22 protein-coding genes are annotated in these 26,367 nt (G+C 57.6%); 13 read left to right on the top strand and 9 right to left on the bottom strand.

Going from position 1 to position 26,367, the window contains the following annotated elements; genetic code table 11:
* Positions 1–10 precede the first annotated feature (10 nt).
* Entirely contained in the window at positions 11–196 is a 186-nt protein-coding gene (locus AC2FI9_RS15085) for a hypothetical protein (protein WP_113789729.1), read from the bottom strand.
* A 139-nt stretch (positions 197–335) separates the two neighbouring features.
* On the opposite strand from AC2FI9_RS15085, the gene AC2FI9_RS15090 reads away from it, so the two are divergent.
* The gene (locus AC2FI9_RS15090) at positions 336–1,361 is read left to right on the top strand and encodes a LacI family DNA-binding transcriptional regulator (RefSeq protein WP_496768745.1); all 1,026 of its coding nucleotides are present in this window, start codon (positions 336–338) and stop codon (positions 1,359–1,361) included.
* On the opposite strand, the gene AC2FI9_RS15095 is transcribed toward AC2FI9_RS15090, so the two are convergent.
* Positions 1,358–2,329, bottom strand: coding sequence for a LysR family transcriptional regulator (locus AC2FI9_RS15095; protein ID WP_496707022.1), 972 nt, complete (start codon positions 2,327–2,329; stop codon positions 1,358–1,360). The genes AC2FI9_RS15090 and AC2FI9_RS15095 overlap by 4 nt on opposite strands.
* A gap of 77 nt (positions 2,330–2,406) precedes the next feature.
* Entirely contained in the window at positions 2,407–4,842 is a 2,436-nt protein-coding gene (locus AC2FI9_RS15100) for a GcvT family protein (protein ID WP_496768747.1), read from the bottom strand.
* Between the two features lie 185 nt (positions 4,843–5,027).
* Between AC2FI9_RS15100 and AC2FI9_RS15105 the strand changes: the two genes are divergently transcribed.
* The gene (locus AC2FI9_RS15105; protein WP_496768749.1) at positions 5,028–6,548 is read left to right on the top strand and encodes a trimethylamine methyltransferase family protein; all 1,521 of its coding nucleotides are present in this window, start codon (positions 5,028–5,030) and stop codon (positions 6,546–6,548) included.
* A gap of 71 nt (positions 6,549–6,619) precedes the next feature.
* Positions 6,620–7,588 carry an agmatinase gene (locus tag AC2FI9_RS15110; RefSeq protein ID WP_496768752.1) on the top strand — a complete coding sequence of 323 codons (969 nt, stop codon included), beginning with the start codon at positions 6,620–6,622 and terminating at the stop codon, positions 7,586–7,588.
* On the opposite strand, the gene AC2FI9_RS15115 is transcribed toward AC2FI9_RS15110, so the two are convergent.
* The 5 genes from AC2FI9_RS15115 to AC2FI9_RS15135 all read right to left on the bottom strand — a co-directional run bounded on the left by AC2FI9_RS15115 (position 7,585) and on the right by AC2FI9_RS15135 (position 13,391).
* Positions 7,585–8,559, bottom strand: coding sequence for an arginase family protein (locus AC2FI9_RS15115; RefSeq protein WP_496768754.1), 975 nt, complete (start codon positions 8,557–8,559; stop codon positions 7,585–7,587). The genes AC2FI9_RS15110 and AC2FI9_RS15115 overlap by 4 nt on opposite strands.
* 54 nt (positions 8,560–8,613) lie before the next feature.
* Positions 8,614–10,203 carry an ABC transporter permease gene (locus AC2FI9_RS15120; RefSeq protein ID WP_058275411.1) on the bottom strand — a complete coding sequence of 530 codons (1,590 nt, stop codon included), beginning with the start codon at positions 10,201–10,203 and terminating at the stop codon, positions 8,614–8,616.
* Positions 10,196–11,233, bottom strand: a complete 1,038-nt coding sequence (locus AC2FI9_RS15125) for a quaternary amine ABC transporter ATP-binding protein (RefSeq protein WP_058275713.1) — start codon at positions 11,231–11,233, stop codon at positions 10,196–10,198. The genes AC2FI9_RS15120 and AC2FI9_RS15125 overlap by 8 nt, the downstream gene beginning before the upstream one ends.
* Positions 11,234–11,311: 78 nt before the next feature.
* Entirely contained in the window at positions 11,312–12,262 is a 951-nt protein-coding gene (locus tag AC2FI9_RS15130; protein WP_058279528.1) for an ABC transporter substrate-binding protein, read from the bottom strand.
* 256 nt (positions 12,263–12,518) lie between these two features.
* On the bottom strand, positions 12,519–13,391 hold the full coding sequence (locus AC2FI9_RS15135) for a LysR family transcriptional regulator (RefSeq protein ID WP_496768756.1): 873 nt from the start codon (positions 13,389–13,391) through the stop codon (positions 12,519–12,521).
* An 85-nt stretch (positions 13,392–13,476) separates the two neighbouring features.
* Here AC2FI9_RS15135 and AC2FI9_RS15140 point away from each other — a divergent pair, with 85 nt between their 5' ends.
* Genes AC2FI9_RS15140 through AC2FI9_RS15160 form a run of 5 tightly spaced genes read left to right on the top strand, consistent with a single transcriptional unit; the run spans position 13,477 to position 19,246 of the window.
* Positions 13,477–14,940 (top strand): aldehyde dehydrogenase family protein, encoded by a 1,464-nt coding sequence (locus AC2FI9_RS15140; protein WP_496768759.1) that lies wholly within the window; start codon positions 13,477–13,479, stop codon positions 14,938–14,940.
* Complete coding sequence (locus tag AC2FI9_RS15145) at positions 14,940–15,917, top strand: membrane dipeptidase (protein WP_496738299.1); 978 nt, start codon at positions 14,940–14,942, stop codon at positions 15,915–15,917. Before AC2FI9_RS15140 ends, AC2FI9_RS15145 begins: the two co-directional genes overlap by 1 nt.
* A complete protein-coding gene (locus AC2FI9_RS15150) occupies positions 15,914–17,599 on the top strand; it encodes a hypothetical protein (protein WP_496768761.1) in 1,686 nt (561 codons plus the stop codon). Before AC2FI9_RS15145 ends, AC2FI9_RS15150 begins: the two co-directional genes overlap by 4 nt.
* Positions 17,596–18,225: a DUF3726 domain-containing protein gene (locus tag AC2FI9_RS15155; RefSeq protein ID WP_496768763.1), complete on the top strand. Its 630-nt coding sequence runs from the start codon at positions 17,596–17,598 to the stop codon at positions 18,223–18,225. Before AC2FI9_RS15150 ends, AC2FI9_RS15155 begins: the two co-directional genes overlap by 4 nt.
* A gap of 10 nt (positions 18,226–18,235) precedes the next feature.
* The gene (locus AC2FI9_RS15160; RefSeq protein WP_496768765.1) at positions 18,236–19,246 is read left to right on the top strand and encodes an Ldh family oxidoreductase; all 1,011 of its coding nucleotides are present in this window, start codon (positions 18,236–18,238) and stop codon (positions 19,244–19,246) included.
* Positions 19,247–19,264: 18 nt separating this feature from the next.
* Here AC2FI9_RS15160 and AC2FI9_RS15165 read toward each other — a convergent pair whose 3' ends face one another.
* A complete protein-coding gene (locus AC2FI9_RS15165; protein WP_496768767.1) occupies positions 19,265–20,293 on the bottom strand; it encodes a LacI family DNA-binding transcriptional regulator in 1,029 nt (342 codons plus the stop codon).
* Between the two features lie 113 nt (positions 20,294–20,406).
* Between AC2FI9_RS15165 and AC2FI9_RS15170 the strand changes: the two genes are divergently transcribed.
* From AC2FI9_RS15170 to AC2FI9_RS15190, 5 genes are read left to right on the top strand one after another with little or no spacing between them, the layout of a single operon-like run.
* Entirely contained in the window at positions 20,407–21,918 is a 1,512-nt protein-coding gene (locus AC2FI9_RS15170; protein ID WP_496768769.1) for a tripartite tricarboxylate transporter permease, read from the top strand.
* On the top strand, positions 21,915–22,370 hold the full coding sequence (locus AC2FI9_RS15175) for a tripartite tricarboxylate transporter TctB family protein (protein ID WP_496696361.1): 456 nt from the start codon (positions 21,915–21,917) through the stop codon (positions 22,368–22,370). Before AC2FI9_RS15170 ends, AC2FI9_RS15175 begins: the two co-directional genes overlap by 4 nt.
* 44 nt (positions 22,371–22,414) lie before the next feature.
* Positions 22,415–23,374, top strand: coding sequence for a Bug family tripartite tricarboxylate transporter substrate binding protein (locus AC2FI9_RS15180; protein WP_472723032.1), 960 nt, complete (start codon positions 22,415–22,417; stop codon positions 23,372–23,374).
* Between the two features lie 55 nt (positions 23,375–23,429).
* Complete coding sequence (gene sauS / locus AC2FI9_RS15185) at positions 23,430–24,851, top strand: acylating sulfoacetaldehyde dehydrogenase (RefSeq protein ID WP_496768771.1); 1,422 nt, start codon at positions 23,430–23,432, stop codon at positions 24,849–24,851.
* Positions 24,848–26,362: an AMP-binding protein gene (locus AC2FI9_RS15190; RefSeq protein WP_496768773.1), complete on the top strand. Its 1,515-nt coding sequence runs from the start codon at positions 24,848–24,850 to the stop codon at positions 26,360–26,362. The genes sauS and AC2FI9_RS15190 overlap by 4 nt, the downstream gene beginning before the upstream one ends.
* The last annotated feature ends 5 nt before the right edge of the window (positions 26,363–26,367 follow it).

A 26,367-nucleotide genomic window follows, 5' to 3' on the forward strand; every position in this document is an offset into this window, starting at 1 on the left:
AGCAAAAAATTCAGCCACCCTTTTTTGCATCGCGGACAGCTTCCCTTTTTAGAATTGCGACAACGAACAGGATCGATGCCGCGAACAGAACCAACATCTCTCCGACGTCACCAAGAAAGGCGCTGTTTGCAAAAGCCCCCAGCGCCACGTTCGCAAAATAGATGGCAAACACGAGTGCGGACGCAGCAAGAAACATCTCTTGGACTCCCTTTTCAGATTCGGCCCAACGCCATTTGTAAGCGCTTACATTCAAAATGCAAGCGCTTACATGTCCACTTCCCTCTGGCGGCAGTTGAGTTTAGAGTTATTGGCAAAAGCAAATTGTGAGTTTGGAAATGGAGAAACCTCGGTCGGCGCCGACACTGGATGATGTGGCAAAAATGGCCGACGTTTCGACGGCTACTGTGTCGCGTTGCCTCAACAGCCCGGACCGAGTGGTCGAAGCGACCCGCAAACGCGTCCTTTCGGCAGTTGATGCGCTGGGGTACACGCCAAACTTTGCGGCGCGCGTAATGGCCGCCAAGCGGTCGTTCACCATCGGGGCGATCATACCGACCATGGAAAACGCGATCTTCGCGCGTGGACTTCAATCCTTTCAGGAAGAGTTGCACCAGCGCGGTTATACGCTGCTGGTCTCAAGTTCAGCTTACAAACCTGAAATCGAAGAAGAGCAAATCAGGACCCTGATTGCACGAGGGGCCGACGGGCTGCTGCTGATCGGACATGACCGCGATCCCAAGATCTACGACTTTCTGAGCCAGCGGAAAATTCCGGCATTGGTCGCATGGTCCTATTTGCCGGACTCCAAGTTGCCTTCCGTCGGATTTGACAATCGCGCGGCCATGTTCGACCTCGCCAGCCATGTTATTGAATTGGGGCATACACAGATCGGCGTGATCTCGGGTCTCGTAGACGGGAATGATCGCGCCCGGCTCAGGGTTCAGGGCATCCGGGATGCGATATCTGATAGCGGGCTCGCGGCCAACAATCTGACTCTTGTCGAAACATCCTATGAGATCGAAAACGGTGCCAAAGCCTTCCGCGACCTGATGAACGCTGACCCGCCGCCGACTGCAATCTTGTGTGGAAACGATGTGTTGGCCGCAGGTGCCTTGCGACAGGCCCAAGAGATGGGGTTGGACGTACCTGGCGATGTATCGATCACGGGTTTTGACGATATCGAACTGGCCAGAATTGTTTCCCCGGCCCTGACGACCGTGCATGTGCCACATCGTGAAATGGGGCGCAAAGCGGCCCTGCAACTGGTGGAGATGGTCGAGAACCAAACCGCCGGGACTGGCGAACAACTGGCGACGAGAATTGTAAATCGACCGTCGCTTGGTAAGCCTGCGCCGGGCTAAGCCGCCTCCCCCTCCATCGTGCGGAAGTCGTTTTTTAGCCAAGGATGCTTGGCGCACATTGGGCGCGTGAAATGTTGCCGGATCAGTTTCACCATAACTTTCTGGATCAGTTCCGAGGTCGTCACGGGATACACTTCGGTCGTGAACAGCGACACGGTTCGCACGAAGTTTCTACCGGGAAACGGCATGGCTTTGACACTGTTATGGAACCGCTGGGTCCGATGAAAACAGGCGGCCGTCGTGATCGCCCAACCGCTACCCTGGGCCACCAAACCGATGATCGACTGGTTGCATTCCAGTTCGAACCTGTTCGGCAAGCTGAACTTGCTACGCGCCAGCTGGATCTCGATTTGCTTCCCGATCACGTAGTCCCGAGAATATCGCAACAGGGGTAGATCCGCGTCCGGGTGAAACAACTCTTCGGGCGACCCTTCAAAACTGTTGGGAAGCACGACCAAAAACGGGTCGCGCATCAACGGGTACTCGATCAACCCTTCGGTACGTCCCGGTGGTCGGGTGGCAACACCCACATCCAATTTATGTTCCTGTAGCTTGGAGAGGATTTCGTGGCTGGGACGCGTATAGTGACGAAAATTGCAACGCGGCAATGCCTGCGCCAGAAACCGGACCATATCAGGCGCGATCTGGTTGTCGAAATCGTCAATAAGCGCCAATCGCAGGTCTGTCGCATGTTGCCAATTGCCCGTTCGGATTTCGGCCTCGCCGCGTTTCAGAACAGTCAAACCGTCGCGGACATATCGCGCAAAGACTTCGCCCGCGGGCGTCAGGCCCATGGGTCTGCGCCCATGATCGACCAGCTCGATACCAAGCGTGTTTTCCAAGCTGCGCAGGTGGTTCGAGACCGTGCTGATCGACAAACCCGTTTCGGACGCGACCTGTTGGATCGATCCGGATTTGGCGATCAATTGGAAGATTTCCAACCATCTCAGGCTCAGCGATTTGGACATGGGTGCCAATCATTGTTTCGATTTGCTCGAAACTAGCCAAGCAAAGATTTACTCTTGCGGCAATGCCAAAGTTCCAGTTACGCCTTCATCCGGTCAAAGCCCGGGTCATATGGGCACGACGGAATGACCGTTGCGCGCGCACCCTGACCGCAACTGTCCAGATCCATTTCACATCCGATATCCGCGTAGGCGGGATCGACAAATGCATGCGCCAGATTCAACCCGGTGCGATGTCCCCAATCACCCGATGTGACGGTTCCAACCACCTTATCCCCCTGCATCAATGACGCTCCAGGATGTGCAGGACCGAAGGTCGAGGAAACCTGGAGCACGACAAGCTTCTTACGAAGCCCCTCTGATTGTCGATTTAACAAAGCGTTCCGCCCGACAAAATCTCCCTTATTCAATCGGACGAACCTGTCCAATCCTGTTTCATAGGGATCGAACTCGGTGATCAGGTCTGCTTTCCAATGAAGAAAGCTCTTCTCCATCCGCATCGATTCAACAGCCCGTGCCCCGAACACCTTCAACCCGTGTGCCTCACCTGCTTGCCGTAACGCCAAATAGGCCGCGTAAAGCGAGGCGTTGGGTACGTGGATTTCATAGGCCAATTCACCCGAAAAGCTGAGGTTCATGACCGTAGCCGGAGCGATGCCAACGAAGCACTCGCGCACATTGAGCCACGGGAAAGCCTCAGCCGACCAATCCCCTCGGGCGCAGACCGACAAGACGTCTCGCGCCTTTGGGCCAGCGAGCACCAATATGGTTTGGTCATTTGTCAAACTGCGCAGATGAACGTCTTCATCGCGTCGCATGTGCTGGCGTAGCCAATCCATGTCATGAAATTCGCTTGCTGCGGCTGAACCATACCAGACGCGCGCCTCCCCCCTATCGCTGGCCGGTATATTGGCGACAGTAGCCTCTGCTTTGATCATACCATGATGGTTCAGCAGGTATCCTAGCCCAACACGCCCCTCGCGCCGGGTCACAAGCCCGCACAACATCCGGTCCAGAAAAGCATGCCGGTCGTTTCCAGTGATTTCGATCCGATTGAACCCGTTCACCTCGGCCAGTCCAACACCCGATTGCACATTCCGAACCTCGGCGGCGACCACGTCAAATGTTTCGTCAAAACCGAAACTATGCATCGGCGTGAATTCCGGCGAAGGTTTGATGTAATCCACCCTCTCCCACCCGTTGACCACAGTGAACTCGGCCCCTTCCGCCGCCAGCGCCGGCGTCAGAGGTGTGGTTTTGGCCGGACGCCCTGCTGGGCGATGTTCATGCGGAAAGTGGAACCGGAATTCGTTCTGATAGTCCTCAATGGCCTTGAGCGCGGTCAATTCGACGTTTGCATGACCCGTGAACCGCCGGGGGTCGAGGCACCAAGTATCGTAACACGCCTCACCATGCACGATCTGCTGGGCCAGCAACCACCCATGCCCGCCACCTTCACCCAGCCCTGCGCGCAGACCGATGATACAAAAGGCGTTGCGTTTGCCAGGGATTGGTCCCACCAGCGGAGCCCCGTCGATCGTATAAGTAATCGGCCCATTGACCACGGTGTGAATACCAACCTCCATTAGCGCGGGCATCCGCGCGAATGCGCCCTCCAACACGTCCGTCACACGGTCCAGATCATCGGGGCAAAGGGCATTCACAAAATTCGGATCAATCCCGTCCATACCCCAGGTCTTGCAGTCCTGTTCGTAAAACCCGAGCAACAGGCCGTTCTTTTCTTGCCGGCAATAATAGTCACTGATCGGACAACGCAGCAGAGGCATCCGATGCCCCGCGTCGCGGATCGCCTGTATCTCTTCGGTCAGGAAGTACTGGTGCTCCATCGACGAAACAGGATGATGAACGCCCATCATGGCACCGACTTCGTTGACGCGATATCCGCAGGCGTTGACCACGATGTCGCAATCGATGTCGCCATGCTCTGTCTGCACAGTCCAGGTGTCGTCGGCGTGCTGCACCAGACCCGTCACCGGCGTATTTCGATAAACTTCTGCGCCTGCCTTGCGTGCCCGGCGCGCCAAGGCCTGACACAACTGAGCAGGATCAATATCCCCGTCCAGCGGGTCCCACAGCCCGCCAATCAGGTTGTCGGTCGAAATCAAAGGGTGGCGGCGGGCACATTCGTCCGCGTCAATCACCTCGAAATGCACATCCATACCCCGTGCCATGGATGCAAAGTGGCGATAGCCCTGCATCTGGCCCTCGGTATTGGCCAGGCGTATTCCGCCATCCCCGTAGTGGTAGTTGATCGGATAATCCGGATCGTCGGCTAACTCCTTGTACAATTGGATCGAGTGCGTTTTCAGGCCCACCATCGTCTGGTTCATGCCAAAGTTCGTCACTTGCGCGGCCGAATGCCACGTCGTGCCCGAGGTCAATTCGTTCCGTTCGACCAGCACCACATCGGTCCACCCCTCTTGCGTCAAATGATAAAGGGTCGAGCATCCGGCGATGCCGCCGCCGATCACAACGACTTTGGTACGCGACTTCATTGGCTTTGCTCCGTAAGATTTCGTCCAAGTCTTGCGGAAGAAAAGGCTGGGGCGACAACTGCGCAAATGCGGGTGCAGGAAAATCGAAACTGCGATTTCGGATTCTGAAAAAGGCAATTCGCCTTTGATGCCGGGATGTTCCGCCCATTACGGTGCAGGAAAGTGAAAAAAAGGAATTGGACCGGATGTCATCAGAGGGTTCTAAACGCAGCGGCCGAAATGCGCGGCATGCCCAGCGAGCAGCCAAACCGGTCGTAGACCCCTGCCCACCCGGCCAGAAGGGCGGCGCTTATAAACCTCTGAGCCAACGCGAGATCGAACAGATATTCGATACAGCACTGCAGCTGTTGGAACGTTTGGGCATGGGAAACGTGCCAGACAGATTAGCGGCAGACCTCAAAGCCGCAGGTGCGCAGGCGGGTCAGCAAGACCGGGTGCTGTTCCCGCGTGAAATGGTTCAGCGCGCAATCGATACAGCCCCCAAGAGTTTCGTGTTTCATGGCCGGGACGAAAACCGCTCGATCGAGGTTGGCGGCGACCGCGTGTATTTCGGCACGGGTGGCGCCGCCGTTCAAACGCTGGACATCGATAGCGGCCTTTATCGCCCCTCTACCTTGGCGGATTTGCACGACTTCACCCGATTGCAGGACACGCTGGCCAATGTCAGCTGGTTCACCCGATGCTGCGTGGCCACAGATGTACCTGATGTATTCGATCTGGACGTCAACACCGCCTATGCGCTGGTGCGCAATACGACCAAACCAGTGGCAACATCGTTTACTCTGGCCGAACATGTCGGCCCCATTGTCGAGTTGCTGGATATCGTCGCCGGAGGGCCGGGTGAATTCGCCAAACGCCCCTTTCTGAAAGCTCATATCAGCCCAGTGATTTCGCCACTGCGGTATGGGGAGGATGCGGTTGATGTCGTCTATGAATGCGTCGCCCACAGCATTCCCATGTCGTGCATCACGGCCGCGCAGGCCGGTGCCACGGCCCCGGCGACTTTGGCCGGGTTTTTGGCGCAATCGCTGGCCGAGACATTGGCCAGCCTTGTCATGGTCTACGCTATCAGACCCGGATTTCCGATGGTATTTTCCAACTGGCCCTTCATCGTGGACCTGAGAACCGGTTCCTTCGCCGGCGGCAGCGGAGAGACGGCCGTTTTGAACGCGGCCTCGGCGCAGCTCACGAACTGGTTAGGTCTGCCCTCGGGCATAGCCGCATCGATGACTGACGCAAAGGCCATCGACGCGCAATACGGCGTTGAAAAAGGCATGACGTCGCTTGCTGCGGCCTTGGCCGGGGGCAACTTGATCTATGAGAGCTCGGGCATGACCGCATCCTTATTAGGCGCAAGCTTCGAGGGGTTTGTGTTGGACAACGAAATGCACTCACACACTTATCGGGCGCTGCGCGGGATTGAGGTGAGCGAGGAAAACCTGGGTTTTGACGCCATCTGCCATTCTATTCTGGGTGACGGGCATTTTTTGGGAAGTGAACAGACCTACGCAGCCATGGAGCGGGATTACTTTTACCCTGAACTCGCCGATCGACAGGAGCCCCGCACGTGGCAAAACGATGGTGCGAAAGACGCATGGTCATCTGCCCGACATCACGCCAAAGAAGTTCTGGCCAGCCACCACCCAGAATATTTGAGCGCCGAACAGGATGCCGAAATCCGGAAACGTTTCCGCATTCTGATATAAAAACCACAGAGCATTCCCAACACTTCATTGGGCCGCTAGGGTCCAATGGGAATTGCGTGAAGGATAAGGCCATGACCGATTCATTTTTTCAGCCGGTATCGGCGATGGAGCTGGCCCGGTTTGCCGGCATCCCCTCGTTCATGCGTTTGCCCAGCCTGGACCTGGATCACGAACGGATTTTGGATGTTCAGGTCGGCCTCATCGGCATCCCATGGGACGGCGGCACCACCAATCGCCCCGGCGCGCGGCATGGTCCGCGACAATTGCGGGACTATTCCACGATGATCCGCGCGATGAACCCAGTCACAGGCGTCGCGCCGTTCTCAATGGTCAATTGCGCCGATCTTGGCGACGTTGCGCCCAATCCGGTTGATATCGAAGATACTCTGAACCGGGTTACGGATTTCTACTCAAACCTACAGGCAAAAGGCATTGTTCCGCTCACCGCTGGCGGGGACCACCTGACCACCCTGCCCGTTTTGCGTGCGCTTGCCGCCGCAGGCCCCGTCGGCCTGATCCAGTTCGATAGTCACACAGACCTGTTCGACAGCTATTTTGGGGGCCATAAGTTCACCCACGGCACTCCGTTTCGCCGCGCGGTAGAAGAAGGACTGGTCGACCCCAAACGCTTTGTTCAGGTTGGCATCCGGGGCACTGCGTACAACACCGAGGACATCGAGTGGGGTGAGGCCCAGGGTATCCGCATCATCCGTATCGAGGAACTGTTCGATCGGGGCATCGACGACGTGATGGCCGAGGTGCGCGGTATCGTTGGGCAAGCACCAACCTATTGCACCTATGACATTGATTTTGTTGACCCAACCTACGCCCCTGGCACCGGAACGCCCGAGATCGGGGGACCAAACAGTTTTCAGGCGCAGCAGGTCATCCGCCGGATGTCTGGTGTGAACCTGATTGGCGCTGATCTGGTCGAAGTATCGCCCCCATTCGATCCGAATGGAGGCACCGCGTGGCTGGGCATTTCGCTGATGTTCGAACTGCTCTGCGTTTTGGCGCAGGCTGTGGACGCACGGCGCTAGCTGGCGTTTTCGGCGATCATCGAGATCATTTCGAACATCACCGCAGCTGCCGTTAGCGCGGTGATGTTGTTCGGGCTGTCCTTGGTTGGCATCATGCAAACGACGTCCCCGCCCACAATGTTCAACCCGCGCGCGGCACGCAGAATGCCGACAGCCTCGTCAATATCGAAACCCTTCTCGCCCGGTTCCAGATTGGACACGGCAGGCGCGACAGTGGGATCAAGGCAATCCAGATCGAACGTGATATAGACCGGGCGGTCGCCCAGAATTTCTTTGGTCTGAGCCACGACATCCGCCAGCCCGCGCTGGCGAAATTCACGCATGGTGACGATGTTGTAGCCATAGTCGTAGGACGGCTGCAGCCAGTCCAAGCTTCGTGGATGGCCCCTAAGTCCGATTTGCATGGATCGCGTGGGGTCGACCTGCCCCTGATCCGCCAGATACGCGCCCCAATGGGCCGCTGATTTCTTCGCCCCCAGGAAATGATCGACCTTGGTGAAGACGTCAGTATGCGCGTCCAAATGCAGAAAGCTGACAGGCTCTCCACCAGCCAGTTTACCGCGACCCAGCGCTTGCACGATCCCGCCAGTGATGGAGTGGTCGCCGCCAATCGACACCGGGCGCGCACCGGCTGCATCGATGTCTTTGTAAAAAGCCGTAATCCGTTCGATGCAGTCTTCGTTATCATTTGCCCGCGGAAATGGAACGTCGCCCACATCTGCAATCTTCGCACAGTTCCACGGATCAATTTCAAACACCGAATGTACCCGCCGCTGTACCGCCGAGACATGCCGCAAAGCACGCGGGCCCAGATGCTGATCCCGCTCGGTTGTGCCGTTGCCTGCCGAATGCGGCACTCCGACCAAAGCGATGTCCTGCCCTTCGGGACCTTGATTGGGGCACCGAAATAGGGTCGGTATCCCCCACCAATATAGATTGTCCATCATAGACTGTTCGTAACGGTCGGTCATCTGCGTCTCCGGTGAAAGAAAAACACCCCCGATGTGAACCGGGGGCGTTTGCGTTCAGAGTTTCTCGTCTTCTCGGCGGAAGGCACCTTGAACGATACGGTCCATGACCATGGCCAGGAACAGGATGGCGAACCCACCCAGCAGACCCGGACCTTTGGCAGCGTATTGCAGCGCCTCAAGGATTTCCTTGCCCAGACCTCCACCGCCGATCAGCGAGATAATCACCACCATCGACAAGCACATCAGAATGGTCTGGTTCACGCCAGTCATGATCGACGGCAGGGCAAGCGGGATCTCAACATCCTTGAGCAACTGCCATTTCGATGCGCCAAAGGCCACCGCAGCCTCCTTGATGCTTTCCGGAACCCCGCGCATCCCCAGCGCGGTCAGACGAATGACCGGCGGCATACCAAAGATGATCGTCGCCAGAATGCCCGGGGGGTTACCGGTGCCAAAGAAAGCGATGATTGGGATCAGGTAGACAAACGCCGGCAATGTCTGCATCAGGTCCAACACTGGTTCCGCCGCGCGATAGGCGCGTTTGGATTTACCAAACCAAATTCCCAGCGGAATGCCGAACACAACGCACAACAGCACCGCCGCGCCCACCAAGGCCACGGTTTCCATCGCCACATCCCAATACCCCAGAAGCGCGATATAGGCCAACGAAGACGCGGTGAAGATTGCCACCCTTGGCCCTGCCGCGCGCCACGCGGTCACACAGATCACCAACATCACAACCGGCCACGGGGAACCGATCAATGCCACCGTCAACGCATCCAGAACAGATCGCACACCCGCCACGATACCGTCGAATACATCCCCGCCGGCTGCGGCGGCTGCATCTATCTGCGCCTCCATCCAGCTTGCCAGATTTGAGAACAACGTTCCGTTGCCTTCGCCCAATATCATCGCGGAGACTTCCTGCTCGGGGAATGCATCCAACAATGGGAGTGAGGCGTTGACGGTGAATTTGTACACGATCAGTGGGCCAATTGCGGCCACCAAAACAGCACCCAGAACAGTGTTGCGGGTCGAGCGGCCGCTTTCGGTGCTGGCAGGATCTGTCCGCCAATTCGAGTACTGCTTTTCGTACACGCGGTCCGCATAAAAACCTTGCGCAAGCTTGAAAACCAACAACATCAACAGGCCTGTAACCATGATGCCAAACGCCTCAGACTGGGCGGACGCCGCTTTCTCAAAACTGGCATCTGCGGCCTTCTGGATATTCGCTGCCAACTTGTTGAACCGGTCAATGTCCGCCTTTTCGGTGGCCGCAGTCGCACGTTCCAATAGCTCGTTCGCGCGGGTCTGCTGACGTTCAGCCCGTTCGGCCAGATCAGCGCCGGGGTTGCCCCAGGCACCGCGGCCGATCTGAACCCAGGCGATGATTTCCAGGATCAGGAAAGTCCAGAACATCCCCCAGATCGCGCGGGACGCAGACCAGAATGGTCCCAAAACAGCCGCCCAGATGTTGAAGGTATTGGGAATACCGCTGGTCGCGTCATGAATTTTGTGAAACGCGTTGACGTAGTAGTCGCCGTTTGGCCCGGTAAATTCGTGGATCGAGCGGTCCAGCGCCTCGCGGTCGACTTCGATATCCGAGGCGGCCGTGACTTTTACTTCCGTGGTTGCATCAGTCATTTTTGCCCCCCTGAATTCCGCGCAGCAAACGCGGTTTAGTGACCACGCCTACATCAGCGCCAGCATCGGTAATGATGACCGGAAGGTCCGTATTGACGGCAAGGTCGATCAACTGGTCCAAATCCGCCCCTTCATCCGCGCGTGGTGCGCCATCGGTCGGGCCAGAGTAACTTTCGATCGGCTCCATGATCGAATGCGCCTTGACCAGTTTCAGCTTGGAAATGCCCTGCACGAACTCTCGCACGTAATCGTCTGCCGGGTTCATGACGATGTCTTCCGGCGTACCTATCTGCACAATGACACCGTCTTTCATGATGGCGATGCGATGGCCTATGCGAATGGCCTCGTCCAGATCGTGCGTGATGAACAGCGTCGTCTTTTTCAATTGCGCCACCAGTGCTTTGAACTGGTCCTGCAATTGCAGGCGGATCAGCGGATCAAGGGCTGAAAACGGCTCATCCATCAGCAGGATCTCGGGGTCCGAGGCCAGCGCGCGGGCAATCCCAACACGTTGCTGCATGCCGCCCGACAATTCTTTGGGCAGGCGGTCTTCGTAGCCTGTCAGGTCTACCAAGCCTAATGCGTGATCCGAAACCGCCCAGCGTTTCGATTTCGAGACTTTGCGGATTTCCAGCGGGTAGGCGACGTTATCGCGAACCGATCGGTGTGGCATCAGTGCCATGTGTTGGAACACCATCCCAATTTGCATGGCCCGAATGCGACGCAGCTCGGCCTCGGAAATCTTGGAGACATCCTGCCCCAGAATTTCGATCTTCCCGGCGGTCGGTTCGATCAGGCGGTTAACGTGTCGTACCAGCGTAGATTTGCCAGAGCCTGACAAGCCCATGATGCAGAAAATCTCGCCCCTGGGTACTTCGAAAGACGCGCCCTGCACGCCAACGACACAATTGAATCTTTCCAGAACTTCAGGCTTTCCGATGCCTTCATTCCGAACGGCTTCCATGGCTTCTTCGGCTTTTGCGCCAAAGATTTTCCAGACATCCGTCAGTTTAACGACTGTTTCGGTCATTTTTGTCCCTTTGGTGCAAAACAGGCCGCCGGGTCTATCCCGACGGCCTGCCAGAGTTTCAATTCCGGTGGGCGTCAATCAATTTGACATCCAACCCAGAACGGCATCTTCGTTCGCACCGACCCACTCCTCGGCATAAGCCAAAGGCTCTTGGCCTTCGATCACCAACGCAAAGGTCATCGCCGAAACCGTGTCCGTATCCAGTTTCATGTTGGACAGCATGGTCGCCACTTCCGGGTATTCTTCCTCAAGCGACTTTGCGAAGTGCAAATGCAGGTAGGCAAGATCCCAGGCAACACCGGCCTCGGATTTTTCCAGCCAATCCGGATCATCTGTGGGCTGCAGCACGTTCCACTTGGCCGCGTCGTAAGCCGGTTCTTCCAGAATCTGCATGTCATGCAGGGCGAACACGTAGTGCGGCGTGTAGCAGAACCCAACCCACGGCTCGCCTGCCTTGATAGCATTGTCGAGATTCGCGTAAGCCACTGTCTCGTCAATTTCTGTCAGTTCAAAAACCTGGTCATAACCATAGGATTTGGCCCGAATTTTTTCGACGTTGGTCGACGCCCATCCTGGCGCGCCGATCCAAAGTTCGCCCTGGCCATCACCGTTGCTGTCAAACAGCGCAGCATTGTCGGGGTTTGTCAGGTCTTCAATGGACGTAATGCCATGTGCTTCTGCTGTTGCCTTGTCGACGCACATACCTTGGAAGGCTTCAACTCCGTTTGCGTTGAACGTAACCGTTCCCTTATCTTTTACGTAGGTATCATGCAGGTTTTGCTGGTTGGGCATCCAAACTTCAGGATGTACGTGCATGGCACCGGAGTCCATCGCCTCGAACACAATCGGGTTGGTGCCATTCTGAAGTTCAACCTCAAGACCGAGGTTCTGTTCGATCGCAACTTTCAAAATATGTGCCGTCGCATTTACCGAAGGCCAGTTCGGCACGCCGATCACGATATCAGCAGCAAGGGCGGGTCCAGCGATCACAGCGGATGCGCCTCCCAGTAACGTGGCTAATTTTTTCATTTGTGTCTCCATGTTGGATGTCTGCGGCGCTGTTTTTCTATGCCCGAGGGCCGTGGTGCACCTTGCAAACAATGTCGGAAAGCCGATGCTTTCCCATTTTTGGGTCAGCCGCACGATGCGCCGACCCGGCAAGAAAAACTGAAACATGGTGACGCGTCACCCATCAAGCGTTACGTCCAAGAAGCTCTCAAATTCGATATTATCATAGAAATGTTTCGGCTTTGTCGAAAATTGGCCGTGAACTCGTACTCTGCCATCAGGCAGCGCCCAGTTCCAGAATGTAAGCGACCGCCTCTTCAGTCAGATGTTTGAACCGCGCATGTTCACTGACATAGAGGCAGACCTGGCGCTGATCGGGCAAATCCGCAATTTCGCGAAACGCCGTCGCCTCGGGCATGAAACTGGCGACCGATTGCGGCAACACCGTTACCCAATCCCCGGTCTTGACCATTGTGATAAGGGAATGGGTGTTGTGAACAGTAACATCCGCCTGCGCTTCGGATGCCCGGAACTTGGGCGATTGAATCAGATCGCACAGCGCGTTCCGTATAAACGGAAGTGTCAGGACTTCGTCAATTGTTGGCGTATTTGGCTGTCGTATCAAACGGTGATCAGAGGTGCATACCAGCCCAAACCTGTCTTCGAACAACGGAAGCGACCGAACTCCGTTCAGCGCGTGCTGACCTGAGGCGATGCCAATATCCGCTTTACCCTCAACCAGCGCGTCCAAAACCTGCTGAGTATCTGTGTCGCGCAATTCGACTTTTACGCCGGGAAAGCGCTTTGTGACATAGGCCAGAACCTTAGGGAAAATCAGCGCCGCAACCGATGGAACGGACGCGATGCGCAGCAACCCGTGCTCTGCTTTTGCTGCGGCCATAATATCCAAGACGGCCTGATCGAATTGGCGGACTTGTTTCAATGCCACTTCGAAAACCTGTAACCCCAACGGGGACAACTGGTTTTTGCGCTCTCCTTCAAAGAGCTTTTTACCCAGATGATCCTCAAATTGCTTGAGGGTCATCGAGACCGCCGACTGCGTGCGGCCCAACCGGTCGGCCGCCTCGATCAGGTTGCCTGTTTGGGCAACGGTGCAAAAACACCGTAAGGTCTCGATCTTGATCGCCAAGCTTCACCTTTTTTGAAGTTTGCTCAATTTATTTGAGTTTGACTGATATCTACTCAAAAAGCCATTCTGCGCCAGACCAATTTTCATGACTCTGGGGCGCATCGTGACAAAACTGAACCTGATTGCTGGCGAATGGCTGGCGGGCGAGACCGAAATTGAAAACCGCAACCCTTCGGATCTGAGCGATCTGGTTGGCATGTTTGCTCAGGCCAGCGCCGATCAGCTTGAGGCCACATTGGATCAGGCGCGTATTGCACAGGCAGAATGGGAAGCCTACGGTCCCGAACGCAAGCAAGCGGTTCTGATGAACATCGGCAACGAGCTAATGTCGCGCGCCGAAGAGCTGGGAACCCTGCTGGCCCGCGAAGAAGGCAAGCCGCTGGCCGAAGGCAAGGGCGAGGTTTACCGCGCCGGTCAGTTCTTTACCTATTACGCAGCCGAATGCCTGCGCCAGATCGGTGAAAACGCCGACAGCGTCCGCCCCGGTGTTGAAATTGACGTTCGCCGCGAGGCCGTGGGCGTCGTAGCCATCATTAGCCCTTGGAACTTCCCGACCGCGACGGCCTCTTGGAAGATTGCTCCGGCGCTGTGCTATGGCAACGCAGTTGTCTGGAAACCCGCCAACATCACGCCGGCTTCTGCCGTAGCCCTGACCGAGATCATCGAACGTCAGGACATCCCCAAGGGTCTATTCAGCCTTGTCATGGGGTCGGGCCGCTCGATCGGTCAGCGGCTGGTTGAAAGCCCCAAGGTCAACGCGATTTCCTTCACCGGTTCCGTTCCGGTTGGCAAAGGCATCGCCGCCGCTGCGATTCAGAACCTGACCAAAGTTCAGATGGAGATGGGATCGAAAAACGCGCTGGCCGTGATGGATGACGCCGATCTGGATCTGGCGGTGACGCTGGCATTGGGCGGAGCTTTTGGCGGTACAGGTCAAAAATGTACCGCATCCTCGCGTCTGGTCGTTCATGCCGGTGTGCACGATGCATTTGTCGAAAAACTTGTCGCGGGTGCGCAGGCCATGAAAGTCGGCCACGCGCTGGAAGACGGCGTTCAAATGGGGCCGGTCGTCAGTGAACAGCAACTGAACGAAAATTTGGCCTATGTCGATCTGGGTAAATCCGAAGGTGCCGAGCTGGCCTGCGGTGGTCAGCGACTTGAGATGCCGCATGACGGTTTCTACATGTCCCCCGGCGTGTTCCTGAACACCAACAACGATATGCGGATCAACCGCGAAGAGATGTTCGCGCCGTTGACCAGCGTCATCAAGGTCGGCAGCTATGACGAAGCGCTGAGCGTGGTGAACGCAACCAACTTTGGACTGACTTCGGGCATCGTGACGCAAAGCCTCGCTCGCGCGACCCACTTCCGCCGCAACGCGCGCACTGGTGTTGTGACCGTGAACCTTCCGACAGCGGGCACCGACTATCACGTGCCCTTCGGCGGACGCGGTGACAGCTCTTACGGTCCACGTGAGCAGGGCAAGGCAGCGGCGGAGTTCTACACCACGGTCAAAACTGCATACATCAGCGCCGGGACCCCGGTCTGATGCGCATCGACGGGCTGCAATACGCCAACTGGTCGGAGAAAATCTTCCGCCAACTGCGCGAAGGGGGCGTGGATGCGATCCACGTCACCATCTCATATCACGAGAACTTTCGCGAAACGGTTCTGAACTTTGAAAAGTGGAACCGCTGGTTTGAGCAATTTCCAGACCTGATCATGAAAGGCCGTTGGGCCAGCGACATCGACATCGCCCGGGAAACCGGGCGGACGGCCGTGTTCTTTGGGTTCCAGAACCCCTCACCCATCGAAGACGATATCGGGCTGGTTGAAATCCTGCACGATCTGGGCGCGCGGTTCATGCAGTTGACCTATAACAACCAGTCCCTGCTGGCGACCGGCTGTTACGAGGCCGAGGACACCGGCATCACCCGCATGGGCAAACAGGTCATCAAAGAGATGAACCGTGTGGGGCTGGTAGTCGACATGAGCCATTCGGCGGATCGTTCGACCATAGAAGCGGCCGAGATCTCCGAACGTCCCATCGCCATTACGCATGCCAACCCGCACGAATGGTCCCCTGCCCTGCGCAACAAGCGCGATGCGGTGATCCGGGCTGTGACCGAAAACGGTGGGATGTTGGGCTTTTCGGTCTACCCTCATCACTTGAAAGACAAGTCCGACTGCACGCTGGAGAGCTTTTGCGAAATGATTGCCCGTACGGCCGACAAATACGGTGCACAACATCTAGGGATTGGAACTGACCTGTGTCAGGATCAGCCCGACAGCATCGTCGAATGGATGCGCGTTGGTCGCTGGACCAAGGAAATTGACTATGGCGAAGGTTCCGCCAGCAATCCCGGCTTTCCGCCAATGCCGAGCTGGTTCGAGGACAATCGCGACTTCGGCAATATCGAAACCGGGCTGCGCAACGTTGGCATGAACGCCGAAGAAGTCTCGGGCATCATGGGCGGCAACTGGTACCGCTTTTTCGATCAGAACTTTGGACTACGAACCGCATGAGCCACGTCAGTACTGATATCCCGCGACGCGATCCTGAGCAGGTTATGCGCCTGTCGCGGCTGGGCTCGCTGCATCAGTGCAGACTTAGCTTCATGCGGCAACTGACCCGACGTATGGCGCGCGAGAACTGGGCCTTTACGCGCCCTGTTTTTGAGATCGACGAAAACGGCGTCGGCCACGCTGTCTACACGGCGCAAGGTCCGGATCGCGCCTATTCGCTGGTTGCGTTCGCCCACGACCTGCCGCCCGAACAACGGTCGGACCGGGTGATCGCCGAGGCGTGGGACGCCACTTTCGCATTATTCGATGGCATCCCAACGAAGCAGGACATCCAACGCCTGTCAGAAAACGTTCCTTTGCAAGAGGCAGGGCGCGTAAGCGAAAGCGAGTTGTCCCTGTCTCGTGCCAACCGGTCCGTGCGTTTGTGGAAGCACGTTGTCGACAAGTTGGCCGCCGGACAACAGCCCGACTTGGAACAAATCCATAAAGTCGGCTACCTGATGCGGACGACAGCCGTTTACGGATCGGGCAAGTTCGGCGCCGCGGATCGCGAGAAGATTGCGAACCGGCCAGAACTGCACGCACCCTTTCAGGCGGAAATGCTGTCGGTCTACCTGACGCGAACATTTGTCCGCGATCTGGTGCAACATATGGCCCTCGCCAAGGGCGGCATGCAGTCGGCTAAACTGAACCCCGAGATTGCACAGTGGCTGGGCATCGGAAACTCAACCGGATTGGGGATGGCTCCGTTCATCGTCAATCACCCGGTATTGTTCAACAACTGGATCATGGCGCGCGAAGAGGCGTTGGCACGTGTTCGGTCTCTGCAATCAGCGTCAGAGGACGAAGCCCGACACTTTCGGGACATCTATGATCGCAGCAAGTTATCGATGTCGTGGTGGCGATCCGAGCATCCGGTCCAGATTGAGAAGATTGCCTCACTGAATGCCGATCTAACAGCCATTTCCGGCTATCTGGACGAAAATGACCTGAAGCAGGACCGCCCGTGGGATCGGCTCATCCGCTGGTCGGAAACCACACTTGGCGAAGAAGGGCAGGAACTGCTCGCGTCGCTTATTCTGGAACCCTATGGCGAGCTGGTTGATGGCCTGACCGGTTGTATGGCTGACGGGAATGCTCAGGCACAGGTTATTGATGGGGGCATGACCGTCGATCAGGTCCGCACCGCGATCCGCGACCGCTTTGGCTGGGCACTGGATATGGATTGGTCGGCCGAGGCGAACTGCGCGCGCGCCTGGTACGTGTCTGAAGAAAAACTGGAACCTCGCTTGGGTGAACGGTTCGAGGAACCAATTGCCGAATACGAACAGCCCCTTTCCCCGGCCAGAGACGCCGCGCTGGCTTTCACGGACCTTGAGAATTGGCAGGACGACAGGCCGATAGCCGAGTTCCTTCTGCGCCATCCCGAGCACCGCCACACGGTGCGGCGCGCGCAGATCGGCGTTGTAGCCCCGTATGGCGAGCTTCGCGACAACACGATAAGCGCAGACGTCATGCCCATCGATATGCTCCGGGCCAAGCTGTCGTTTTTCGGTGCCACGCATTTTGATCCGCGCTCGGACCGCTGGGTCCGTATCTGCATGTACGCTGGCGCGCCCTACCCTGAAGACCTGAATCCCAGCACCGCAGATCTGTGGGTCTATCCGGAGCTATCTTCATGAACGTCTCGCTAAATGAGATCGAAGCCACCGCAAAGCGCGCGGCGCGTGGTGCCGAATATAGCTGGGGACTGGCCGAGGAAGCCGCGAAAGCAACACGCTGGCTGTGCGCGCGGGGGCAAAACGGCACCGGTGCTTTGGCTCAGCTGCTGCAACTGGAATTGACGCGCGCACCTAAACAACACACCCCGGCCGATCTGAGCAGAGAATGGCAGAGTGATAGCGAGCTTTGCCCTTTGGTAACTGGCGCATTGCTGTCAGATTGTGCGCAGCAACTGAATTCATCCTCGATTGAGATAAAGAATGTAGCTGTACCTGTCTTGCTGCTTCCATTCGCGGCCAATGCGGCGCGCGTGTTACAGACCTGCGTGAGTGTTGACTGTGACCGTGCACAGGTAGAAACCGACGGATTTGACCTGTCCCTGAACGCCCCACTTTCGGATAGGGCACAACAGGTTTCGGTGCAAATCGGTGGCCAACTGACCGCACCAGTCCCCCGTCGAACACGGGCGGAACCTGATCCAACTGATTGGGACATTCTGAACCGGTTCGCCCACCGCACATACGCCCCCGCCACCGAGGAATCCCGCTTGCGCGGGGCCGGCGCGGGCTTATCCGACAACGATTAAAGAGGCCCCGATGATCAAAACCCGTACCCTGACCCTTGAGCAGATCGAAGATCTGGCCTTCCGCGCGCTTGTCGCCGCAGGAACATCCGAAGCCAACGCCCGGCCATTGGCCGTTGCCACCGCGGCAACCGAGGCGGATGGGGTCGCCAGCCACGGCCTGGCTTACATCCCGATCTATTGCGAGCACGTGCAATGTGGGAAAGTGGACGGAACAGCCCAACCGGAACTGTCGCGCCCACGCCCCGGCGCAGTGAACGTGGACGCAGCAACCGGCTTTGCCCATTCCGCAATTGATATGGGTTTCGAGGCCCTTATCCCAGCTGCACGTGAACAAGGGATCGCGGCACTGTCGATCCGCAACAGCTATAACTGCGGTGTCCTTGGCTACCATACATACCGGTTGGCGCAGGCCGGATTGGTGGGATTGGGGTTCACCAACGCTCCGGCCTCGATCGCGCCTTCGGGCGGCGCAAAACCCGTCGTCGGAACCAACCCTTTCTCGATCGCGGCGCCGGGCGCGGACGGCCAGCCCGCCCTGCTGATCGACCAAAGCGCCAGCACGATTGCCAAAAGCGAGGTCATGAAACACGCCCGCGAAGGCAAACCGATCCCGGTTGGCTGGGCTTTGGACGCAGATGGCAACCCGACCACGGACCCGAATGTCGGCCTTAAGGGGTCGATGGCACCGTCAGGCGGTTACAAAGGCGTCGGTGTTGCCCTGCTGACCGAGGTACTGGCCGCAGCCCTGACCGGCGCGACCCTTGGCATTAACGCCTCGCCTTTTTCCGGCACCGCCGGTGGCCCCCCCAAGACCGGGCAGTTCTTCATTGCGATCGACCCGACCGCCACCTCTGGCGATGCGTTTACTTCGGGGATCAGCGAGTTGGTCGGCGCAATCCGTGCACAGAACGGAGCGCATCTGCCCGGCGATGGGCGCGGCGGCAAGCGCAGGCAGGCACATACCGACGGCGTTGCAGTCAATGCGGCCACGCTGGATAAGATTGAGGCAATCATAGCCTAACTATTCTGCCGAGGCCTGTCAGGTCGCCAGCGAACGGGTCGTTTTTCTGGCGACACATTCCAAATCACAGCGGATGCTGAAATGCTTGGGGTCATCCGACGTAATAAAGTCGGTGAATTTCTCACCGGCCAGTGCTCCGATGGTTTCTGCGGGAATGCGGATGGTTGTAAGGCCCGGCTCGACGTCAGCTGAGCCCTTGAAATCTCCGATACCAATTATCGACAGATCATCGGGAACGCTTAAACCAAGCTTTTGGGCAGCAAACAGCGCCCCCTGCGCAATGACGTCATTGCCGCACAGCAATGCCGTCGGACGTTTCGGCGTCGTCAAAAGGGCCATGGCTGCCTGCTTGGCCTGAGAAACACTGTACGGCGCTTGGGTTTCATGCTCATCAGGTACGGAAACCCCCTGTTCGCCCAATGCGTCATGCACTGCGGAAAGGCGGTGCTGCGCGCGGTCGTTCCCCTGAGTTTCGGGAAAGATCAACCCGATGTCACGGTGCCCCAAATCTAGCAGGTGTTCGGCCGCCAATCGTCCGGCCAGATGGTTGTCCGCACCAACGCAAGGCAGGGGTGATTCTTCTGAGTAATTCCAGATTGCCAGCGCGGGAATCTTTTGCTGTGTGATCAAGCGGTTGGTGGCGTCGGAATGTTCCAACCCGACCAGCGCCACACCGTCCACGCGATGTTCAAGAAACTTGCGAACCATCGCGTATTCCCGATCCAGGTCATACCCATGCGACGCCAGCAACAGGCTGAATCCTGCCTGGTCGATCGAATCCGAAAAGGCCTGAATAACCTCGGAAAAAATGGCATGGTTGATTGTGGGCACCACAAGGCCAATTGTTCCCGACCGTTTTCCATGCATCGTTTGGGCGGCGCGGTTGCGGATGTATCCCAAGCGCTGCACCGCTTTGTTGATCTTTTTGCGAGTCGCCGGGTTGACCAGATCGGGGTGATTGAAAGTACGTGAAACCGTAGATGGCGACACCTTTGCAGCCTTTGCAACGGCCACAATATCCACCTTACCCTTTTGAAAGATAGTCATAATTTTACCCTATCCGGTCAAATTTATGAAAACATTTGCAATACTATTTTCATCCCCTAACCTGATTTGTCAACAAAGGTAAAAGTGCGAACGGACGGGTTGGGAGGCCCAGGATGGAATTCATTTACTACTTCGGAGATGTGTTCACGCCGATGTCGTTCCTGCTGCTTTTGGGCGGCACGATCGGAGGGCTGATCCTGGGCGCGACCCCCGGCCTTTCACCAACGATGGCGGTGGCCCTGTTGATCCCGTTCACCTTCCAACTTGAGGCCGCGCAAGGCCTGATCCTGCTGGGGGCGGCCTATACTTCAACTGTGGCTGGCGGAGCCGTCAGTGCCATCTTGCTGAAGATCCCTGGCGCTCCGGCGAATATCGCCACCACTCTGGATGGCCACACGATGGCCCAAAAAGGCGAAGGTGCCCGCGCCTTGCAGCTGTCTTTTCTGGCATCGGCCGTGGGCGGAATTTTTGGTGTTCTGCTGCTGATCTTCCTGACGCCCGTTTTGGCGCAATGGGCGCTTGCCTTTGGACCATCGCATCTGTTCTGGCTGGCCATTCTGGGGGTGACGGTCATCGGAACACTTGATTCCGCCTCAGTGGTCAAGGGGCTGCTGTCCGGTTGCATCGGGTTGTGGCTGGCGACCATCGGGTTCGACGACATCATGGGTGCACAACGCTTTATCTTTCACCCTGCACTGGGCGGCGGCATAAACATTATTGCCGCGTTGATTGGCCTGTTTGCGATCCCACAGGTGCTGACCATGTTTGCCAAGGGGCGCCACAACACAGGTGCCGAAGTGATCGAAGTGCAGCGCCATTCAATCATGGCGGCGTTCAAGGAACTGTTCAGCCGCGCCCGTGCGCTAAGCATCGGCACGCTGACGGGCTCGATCATCGGCCTGATCCCCGGTGTCGGTGGGCAGATCGCGGGCCTTGTCGCCTATGACCAGACCAAGAAGTTCTCGTCGGAAAAAGAAAAGTTCGGCACCGGCCATTCCGAGGGCGTCATCGCCGCGGAATCCGCCAACAACGCAATGGTTGGCCCTTCGCTTGTCCCGCTGCTGACGCTGTCCATCCCCGGCAGCCCGACCGCGGCTGTGTTGTTGGGCGGGTTGCTGATCCACGGAATTTTCCCGGGCTCGGACCTGTTTGACAATCACCCCGATGTCGCTTGGACCTTCATCAACTCGATGCTGATTGGCCAGGTGCTGATGTGTATCTTCGGACTCTATATTGCAGGGCTTGCGGCCCGTGTTGCTCAGGTTCCGCAATCCGTCATGGCCGCCATCGTTCTGGCCTTGTCGGTCTTTGGCGCATACTCGGTTCAAGGTTCGATGGGCGACGTCTACGTGATGGCGTGCCTCGGAATCGGGATGTTCTTTTTGGAACGCTTCGGTTTCTCGGCTGCGCCGCTGGTACTGGGTCTGATCCTCGGGCCAATCGCCGAGGCCAACTTCATCCAGGGTGGAATGATCGCTGACGCGACCGTGGGCAAGGCGTCGTACTTCATGACCGGAGGGCTGAACCTGTTCCTGATTGCCGTCGTACTGGCCTCGATCGCCTATTCGGTCTGGATGGAACTGCGCAGCCGCCGCTACACCACCAAAGAGGAGGCACAGGCATGAACCGCTCACAGCACGTATTCGGGTCAGGTCTGGTCTTTGCCGTTGGTCTGTGGGTCGCATGGGTCAGTTACACGCAACAACCCGCCGAAGCGTTCCTGTTCCCACGCCTCATAGCGACGGTCTTTGTGGTTCTGGCCGGATGGACATTTGGCAAAGCGGTCATGGGTCTGTCCAAGGTCGGAAACGGCGTGACGCGGACGATGTTCGTGAACATGCTGCCGGGTCTGATCATCACGCTGATCTATGTTTTCTGGGCGGCGAAGACGCTGGGGTTCTACACCGCAACAACCATCGCCTTTTTTACCCTGCTGTCGATCTACGACCCCGCCCCCCATTCCGAGGTCAAAACCTGGATCAAACGCGGGATCATCACGGCGGTCTTTGTGGCGGTGATGTACGGGCTCTTTGCCATGCTTTTGAACGTCTACACACCAAGAGAAATTCTGTTCTGAACACGCAAATGCGCGGATGAACTAAATCAGGGAGGAAACGCAAAATGAAACGATTGATTGCAGGGGCAGCAATGGCTCTGACGGGCCTGACGGGCGCGGCAATGGCCGAGGAATATCCCGAACGGCCGATCATGATGATGGTCAGTTACGGGGCCGGAGGCGCGACCGATTTTCAGGCCCGGATCGTCACGATGACATCTGGAAACGAGGATGCGCTGGGAATGCCCATCGCCATCATCAACAAGCCTGGTGCCGGTGGGCGCGTTGGCTGGAACTGGTTCGCAACTCAGGCCGATCCAGATGGCTATACGCTGGGTGCGTACAACGTTCCTCATTTCATCGCCCAGTCGATCAAGGGTGGCGTCGAATATTCGACCGACAGCTTTGAACCCATCGCGAACTGGGGCGCAGACCCGGCCGTGTTCGTGGTTGGTGCCGACAGTGAGTTCAACTCGATGGATGACGTTGTCGCCTATGCCAAGGAAAACCCGGGCAAGCTGACGGTATCCGGCGCGGGCCTTTTTGTGGGCCACCACATCGCGGCACTGCAGATCGACAAGGCAGCCGGGACCAAGATGGCCTACATCCCGACCAAAGGTGGCGGAGCAGCAGCCATGAAGGCCGTCATCGCTGGTGAAGTCATGGGCGGCATCAACAACCTGTCCGATGCGTTCCGCGCGCAAGAGGCGGGCAATGTGAAGATCCTCGGCGTTGCTGATCTTGAGCGCAATGCGTTTCTGCCGGATGTTCCGACGATGATGGAACAGGGGTTGGACGTGGACAACTCCTCGGTCAATTTCCGGGGTGTAATGGTGCCCAAGGGAACACCTCCTGAGGTGATTGAAAAATTGGCCGCAACCGTGCCCGAGATGTTCGCCAATTCTCGCGTTTCCAAGAAGATGGAGGCGGGTGGCTCGCCCATGCACATCATGACACGTGACGAAGTGATCGAGATGTGGGCGCAGCGCCAGCAAACGCTGAACGAATTGCTGGCTGGTCTTTAACCGACCCCAATCGGGGCGGGCAGAACCCGCCCCGGACAACCAATCGAGGACCAAAATGAACGCTCCAAACGACATAGCCCCCGAAATCGCCGAAGTGGACCGGATCGTGGCACAGGCACGCAAGGCTCAGGCTGCCTATGAGGCAACTGGCAGTCAGGCGCTCTATGACAAGGCGGCGCTGGCGGCAGGTTGGGCGATCATGGAACCCGCACGCAATCAGGCACTGGCAGAACTGGCGGTTGAAACCACCGGACTGGGCAATGTCCCCGACAAGATTACCAAGAACCATCGCAAAACTCTGGGTCTTCTGCGCGACATTGCCGAGGCAAAGACATATGGCATCATCAGCGACGATCCTGAAACAGGGATCACAGAAATCGCCCGTGCGATCGGCGTCGTAGGCGCGGTGGTTCCTTCGACCAATCCGGCCGCAACACCGGCCAACAACATCATTAATGCTCTCAAAGGTGGCAATGCTATCGTCGTCGCCCCCTCGCCCAAGGGCGTGGCATCCTGTGAGAAGCTGCTAAGCTTCATCCACGCGGAGTTTGACACGCTGGGTCTGGATCGGGATCTGGTTCAGATGATCCCCGCACCGGGATCAAAATCCAAAACCCAACGGCTGATGGAGACCTCGGATCGGGTGATCTGCACCGGCAGTCAGAACAACGTTCACCGCGCTCAGTCCTGCGGCACACCGGCTGTCGCGGTTGGTGCAGGCAATGTCATCGTGATTGTCGATGAAACCGCCGATCTGTCGGCGGCGGCAGCCAAGATCACGGCGTCAAAGTGTTTTGATAATGCGACTTCGTGCTCGTCCGAAAACGCAGTTGTGGTGGTAGACGCGGTCTATGATGACTTTGTCGCAGCAATGGCCGCCGAAGGTGGCGCGCTGGTCCCCGCATCCGATGCCGCAGGTATCATTGCGCGTCTCTGGCCGGACGGGCACCTCAACCGATCCGCGATCGCTCAGGACGCCGACAAGATGCTTGATGCGTTGGGGATGGCAGACAAAGCACCCGAAGGCACAAAGTTTCTGGCGGTAGAGACCGATGGGATCGGTCCCGATCATCCCCTGTCCGGAGAAAAGCTGAGCCGCGTTCTGGCGCTGTACCGGACGTCGGACTATGCGGCTGCCAAGGCCACAGCAGCGCGCGTCCTGGCCTATCAGGGAGCCGGACATTCGGTCGGAATTCACACCAGCGACGACGCACGCGCCATTGAGCTGGGCCGAGAGTTACCCACCTGCCGGGTTATCGTGAACCAGGCCCATACCTTTGCCACGGGCGGCAGCTTCACCAACGGAATGCCTTTCTCTCTGTCTATGGGATGCGGCAGTTGGGGCGGAAACTCTATCGATACCAACCTGCATTGGCGGCACTTCGTCCAGACCACCAAAATTGTGCGTGAAATAGCCCCACGCGAACCCGCGCTCGAGGACGTATTCGGCGCGTATTGGAGGGAGGCTGGCCAATGATGGAACCGCCCAAAGGAACGGTCCGCGATTGGCTGGACCTAAGAGCCGATCAGGGCGGAACCGGGTTTGTGTTTCCCGATGGCGCACAGGATCTGAGCTGGGCTGAATTGCGCGGCTCGGCCAAAAACGTCGCAAGCATGTTGACCAGCCTTGGGGCGCAAAAAGGCGAAAGCGTCGCCCTTGTCTATCCCAATTGCCGCGAGGCTCTTATCGCCTTGTTCGGCGTACTCTATGGCGGATTCCGGGCAACCATGATCAATCTCGTCGCTGGCGACAGTGCCGTAGCCTACGCACTTGAACACAGCGGCGCGCGCTTTGCCTTCGTGCACCCGGATCAAGCAGAGTTGTTTGGCCGAACAGCCGACCCTGCCGTGACCAAGCCTTTGCAGGTCGCCGGTGCTGGTGACGCAGATACCCAGCTTTACGACCTGACGCCCGATGATCATGCCCTTCTCATGTACACCTCAGGCACAACCGGCAGACCAAAGGGCGTTGTTCATACCCATTCCAGCCTTTTGGCAGGCGGCTGGACCACCGCTGTCGCACATGAGCTGACCGACACGGATCGCGGTTTCTGCGTCCTGCCGATCTATCACATCAACGGTCTGTGCGTGACTGTGATGGGAACCCTCGTTTCGGGCGGGTCCCTGGCTATGTGCGAACGGTTTTCGGCCAGCCGGTTCTGGGACAATCTTGGAAAAACTGAGGCAACTTGGTTTTCGGTAGTCCCGACCATCATCTCTCATCTGCTGCAATCCGACACCAATCCGGACATCCAAACCCGCCAGCGGTTGCGGTTCGGGCGCTCTGCCTCGTCCGCGCTGGCACCGGACGTACAACGGGCTTTCGAAGAACGATTCGACGTTCCTATCGTCGAAACCATGGGGCTTACCGAAACCGCCGCGCAGATCCTGTCGAACCCACTTCCGCCGGGTGTGCGCAAAATCGGCTCACCGGGCGTTGCCTATGGAAACGACGCCGCGATCCGGGATGCGAACCAACAGCCCGTCCCGCACGGAACCGAGGGAGAGCTGGTCATACGCGGCCCGAACGTGATGCTTGAATACCTCAAGGACCCGGATGCGACTGCGGGCACATTTACGGCCGATGGATGGCTTCGCACCGGCGATCTGGCGCGGATGGATGAGGATGGATACGTCTATGTCACGGGCCGCTTGAAAGAGCTGATCATCAAGGGCGGCGAGAACATCGCCCCGCGTGAGATCGACGAGGCGCTTTATTCCCACCCCGACGTTGTCGAAGCCGCAGCCTTTGCACGCCCCTGCCGTAGCTATGGCGAAACCGTCGAGGCCGCTGTCAAAATCCGCGACGGGTCCGAACTGACCTCGCTGACCCTTTTAGCAATTTGTGAGACCAAGCTGGGTCGGTTCAAATCCCCTGACGAGGTTCACATTCTGCACGATCTGCCAAAGGGGCCATCGGGTAAAATTCAGCGCAACCGGATACTCGAAATCGTCGACGCTCGGACCAGAGTGTCGACGGGAATATGACCGCT

Source organism: Ruegeria sp. CDSA246 (genome assembly GCF_059611225.1).

What these genes read in the sequence shown, in the direction of transcription:
- AC2FI9_RS15085 (WP_113789729.1), bottom strand. Translation starts at nt 196, where the DNA reads ATGTTTCTTGCTGCGTCCGCACTCGTGTTTGCCATCTATTTTGCGAAC.
- AC2FI9_RS15090 (WP_496768745.1), top strand. Translation starts at nt 336, where the DNA reads ATGGAGAAACCTCGGTCGGCGCCGACACTGGATGATGTGGCAAAAATG.
- AC2FI9_RS15095 (WP_496707022.1), bottom strand. Translation starts at nt 2,329, where the DNA reads ATGTCCAAATCGCTGAGCCTGAGATGGTTGGAAATCTTCCAATTGATC.
- AC2FI9_RS15100 (WP_496768747.1), bottom strand. Translation starts at nt 4,842, where the DNA reads ATGAAGTCGCGTACCAAAGTCGTTGTGATCGGCGGCGGCATCGCCGGA.
- AC2FI9_RS15105 (WP_496768749.1), top strand. Translation starts at nt 5,028, where the DNA reads ATGTCATCAGAGGGTTCTAAACGCAGCGGCCGAAATGCGCGGCATGCC.
- AC2FI9_RS15110 (WP_496768752.1), top strand. Translation starts at nt 6,620, where the DNA reads ATGACCGATTCATTTTTTCAGCCGGTATCGGCGATGGAGCTGGCCCGG.
- AC2FI9_RS15115 (WP_496768754.1), bottom strand. Translation starts at nt 8,559, where the DNA reads ATGACCGACCGTTACGAACAGTCTATGATGGACAATCTATATTGGTGG.
- AC2FI9_RS15120 (WP_058275411.1), bottom strand. Translation starts at nt 10,203, where the DNA reads ATGACTGATGCAACCACGGAAGTAAAAGTCACGGCCGCCTCGGATATC.
- AC2FI9_RS15125 (WP_058275713.1), bottom strand. Translation starts at nt 11,233, where the DNA reads ATGACCGAAACAGTCGTTAAACTGACGGATGTCTGGAAAATCTTTGGC.
- AC2FI9_RS15130 (WP_058279528.1), bottom strand. Translation starts at nt 12,262, where the DNA reads ATGAAAAAATTAGCCACGTTACTGGGAGGCGCATCCGCTGTGATCGCT.
- AC2FI9_RS15140 (WP_496768759.1), top strand. Translation starts at nt 13,477, where the DNA reads ATGACTCTGGGGCGCATCGTGACAAAACTGAACCTGATTGCTGGCGAA.
- AC2FI9_RS15145 (WP_496738299.1), top strand. Translation starts at nt 14,940, where the DNA reads ATGCGCATCGACGGGCTGCAATACGCCAACTGGTCGGAGAAAATCTTC.
- AC2FI9_RS15150 (WP_496768761.1), top strand. Translation starts at nt 15,914, where the DNA reads ATGAGCCACGTCAGTACTGATATCCCGCGACGCGATCCTGAGCAGGTT.
- AC2FI9_RS15155 (WP_496768763.1), top strand. Translation starts at nt 17,596, where the DNA reads ATGAACGTCTCGCTAAATGAGATCGAAGCCACCGCAAAGCGCGCGGCG.
- AC2FI9_RS15160 (WP_496768765.1), top strand. Translation starts at nt 18,236, where the DNA reads ATGATCAAAACCCGTACCCTGACCCTTGAGCAGATCGAAGATCTGGCC.
- AC2FI9_RS15165 (WP_496768767.1), bottom strand. Translation starts at nt 20,293, where the DNA reads ATGACTATCTTTCAAAAGGGTAAGGTGGATATTGTGGCCGTTGCAAAG.
- AC2FI9_RS15170 (WP_496768769.1), top strand. Translation starts at nt 20,407, where the DNA reads ATGGAATTCATTTACTACTTCGGAGATGTGTTCACGCCGATGTCGTTC.
- AC2FI9_RS15175 (WP_496696361.1), top strand. Translation starts at nt 21,915, where the DNA reads ATGAACCGCTCACAGCACGTATTCGGGTCAGGTCTGGTCTTTGCCGTT.
- AC2FI9_RS15180 (WP_472723032.1), top strand. Translation starts at nt 22,415, where the DNA reads ATGAAACGATTGATTGCAGGGGCAGCAATGGCTCTGACGGGCCTGACG.
- sauS (WP_496768771.1), top strand. Translation starts at nt 23,430, where the DNA reads ATGAACGCTCCAAACGACATAGCCCCCGAAATCGCCGAAGTGGACCGG.
- AC2FI9_RS15190 (WP_496768773.1), top strand. Translation starts at nt 24,848, where the DNA reads ATGATGGAACCGCCCAAAGGAACGGTCCGCGATTGGCTGGACCTAAGA.